General features: G+C 73.2%; 3 protein-coding genes. All 3 read right to left on the reverse strand.

All coding sequences use genetic code 11. The features are described 5' to 3' along the window. Positions 1-171: 171 nt before the first annotated feature. Entirely contained in the window at positions 172-924 is a 753-nt protein-coding gene (locus tag P409_RS32655; RefSeq protein WP_202964881.1) for a RibD family protein, read from the reverse strand. Beyond that, positions 924-1670: an FkbM family methyltransferase gene (locus P409_RS32660; RefSeq protein WP_034848483.1), complete on the reverse strand. Its 747-nt coding sequence runs from the start codon at positions 1668-1670 to the stop codon at positions 924-926. Before P409_RS32660 ends, P409_RS32655 begins: the two co-directional genes overlap by 1 nt. After that, the coding region (locus P409_RS39605; RefSeq protein WP_034848486.1) for a CDP-alcohol phosphatidyltransferase family protein at positions 1667-2074 on the reverse strand (408 nt) is incomplete at its 5' end. The genes P409_RS32660 and P409_RS39605, both read right to left, overlap by 4 nt.

Genomic DNA, 2074 nt, shown 5'->3' on the forward strand with positions numbered 1-2074 from the left:
TAGGGGAGGGGCTCTCGATGACGAGAGCCGGCGCGGAGTTGGCCAGGATATCTGCGAGGCCAGCGGTGACGCTCAACCTCGATTCCATCGGCGCCAATACCCCTCCCCTACCCCCTCCCGCAAGGGGAGGGGGAGGATAAAAGGGGTAGGCCCGATCGCAATCACCCTGCTCTACGCCGCCCCGGCCATCCCCCGCAGGTCGAAGTCGAACAGCACGTCGCTGCCCATGAGATAGGTGCGGCAGGGCGGGCGCAGGGCCTGGTCGAGATGGGCGATCTCCGGCAGCCGCAGGCCGCCCTTGCCGGAGCCGATGATCAGCGGCGCCACCGCGACATGCAGCCGGTCCAGCACCCCGGCGGCGAGGAAGCGCGACACCGTGGTGCCGCCGCCCTCGATCATCACCCGCTTCAGACCCCGCGCCGCCAGCGCGTCCAGCACCGCCGCCGGGCACGGGTCGTCGAGGCCGATGATCTCCGCCCCGCCGGCCGGCTTGCCGGCGCGGTCGGCCGAGCACAGCAGCAGCGTCGGGGCGGCGCCGTCGGTGAACAGGCCGTGGCCGGCATCGAGCCGGCGGCCGGGGTCCAGCACCACCCGCACCGGGTTCGGCCCGTCGACCCGGCGCGTGGTCAGCCGCGGGTCGTCATGCGCCACCGTGCCGGCGCCGACCAGCACCGCGTCGGCCAGTGCCCGCAGCCGGTGCAGATGGTCCAGGTTGCAGGGGCCGGTGACATATTGCGACTGGCCGCAGCCGGTGGCGATGTGGCCGTCGATGCTCTGGCCGAGATGGGCCAGGACGTAGCGGCCCCCGGCCTCGGCGAAGGGCCGCAGCAGCTCGATCCGGTCGCGGCCCTCGGCGTCGGAGGGCAGCGGCGCCTCCGGCCGGCCGGCGCGGCGGTCGAGCAGCCAGATCCAGGCGGTGTCCATCATCCCTCGGTTCGCGCATAGATGTCGCCGGATCGGTCCTCCGGCGAGAGAGTCAACAGCCAGGCCCGCACTTCGTGCCCCTCCCGCCAGTTCGGCCACAGGAAGCGCCCGGTTTCGCCGACCGAGACCTGGAAGCGGCAGTCTCCCAGCGCCTCGATCCGGTCGAGGGCGGCCAGGGTCGCCGGCAGCGCCGCCGGCACGTATTCGACGGACAGGCAGGGCAGGGGGCGCGACAGCCCGGCCAGCACCTCGGCCTCGAAGCCCTCGACATCGATCTTGCAGAAGGCGGGGGGGCCGAACCGCTCGATCAGCGCGTCCAGTGTCGTCACCGGCACCTCGGCCCGCCGGTCCCAGCGGATCGAGGAAAAGCCGTCGGCCCGCGACACCGTCTCGATCCAGTCCTGCGACAGGCTGGCCACGGTCGGGTTGCGGCTGCTGAGATGCAGCGTCGCGGTGCCGGGGGCGGCGCCGACCGCGCTCTCGACCAGGGTGATGCTGGGCTGATGGCGGAAGCTGCGGCGCAGCAGCCGGGCCAGGTCGGGCTGCGGCTCGACCGCCACCACCCGGGCGCCGAGCCCGGCCCAGCACAGGCTGCGGTTGCCGACATGGGCGCCGATGTCGAAGCACAGGTCGCCGGGGCGGATCAGGGCCGAGAAGAAGCGCCGGAAGCGGGCCGAGCGTCCGGGGATGCCGCGATAGATGGCGAGGGAACGGGCGATGCCGGCGGCGCGGCTAATGGCATTCATGCGAGAAGGCGCCGCTGCCGCCGCCACAGCCAGACCACGTCGCGGCCGAAGGACCAGCACAGCGCCGCCAGGGCGCCGGCGGCCAGGGTGGCGGCGAGGGCGTGCGGCACCGGCGGCGCCAGGCAGGCGATCAGCACCAGGATCTGGATCACGCAGACCGCCTTGCGGGCGAAGCTCTCCGGCACCGGCGCGCGTAGCCAGGGCCAGGCGGCACCGGCCAGGACGTAGAGATAGCGCATCGCCCCGATCAGCAGCACCCAGGGGCCGACCTTGCCCCATTGCCAGGCCAGCACCGACAGGACCAGGACGAAAAAGGCGTCGGCCTCCATGTCGAATCGGGCGCCGAAGCGGGAGGCCAGGCCGCTGCGCCGCGCCGCCCAGCCATCGACCCCGTCCAGCCCCAG

Origin of the sequence: Inquilinus limosus MP06 (assembly GCF_000767795.1) — a bacterium.
GTDB classification, from domain to species: Bacteria; Pseudomonadota; Alphaproteobacteria; order DSM-16000; family Inquilinaceae; genus Inquilinus; species Inquilinus limosus_E.

What these genes read in the sequence shown, in the direction of transcription:
- P409_RS32655 (WP_202964881.1), bottom strand. Translation starts at nt 924, where the DNA reads ATGGACACCGCCTGGATCTGGCTGCTCGACCGCCGCGCCGGCCGGCCG.
- P409_RS32660 (WP_034848483.1), bottom strand. Translation starts at nt 1,670, where the DNA reads ATGAATGCCATTAGCCGCGCCGCCGGCATCGCCCGTTCCCTCGCCATC.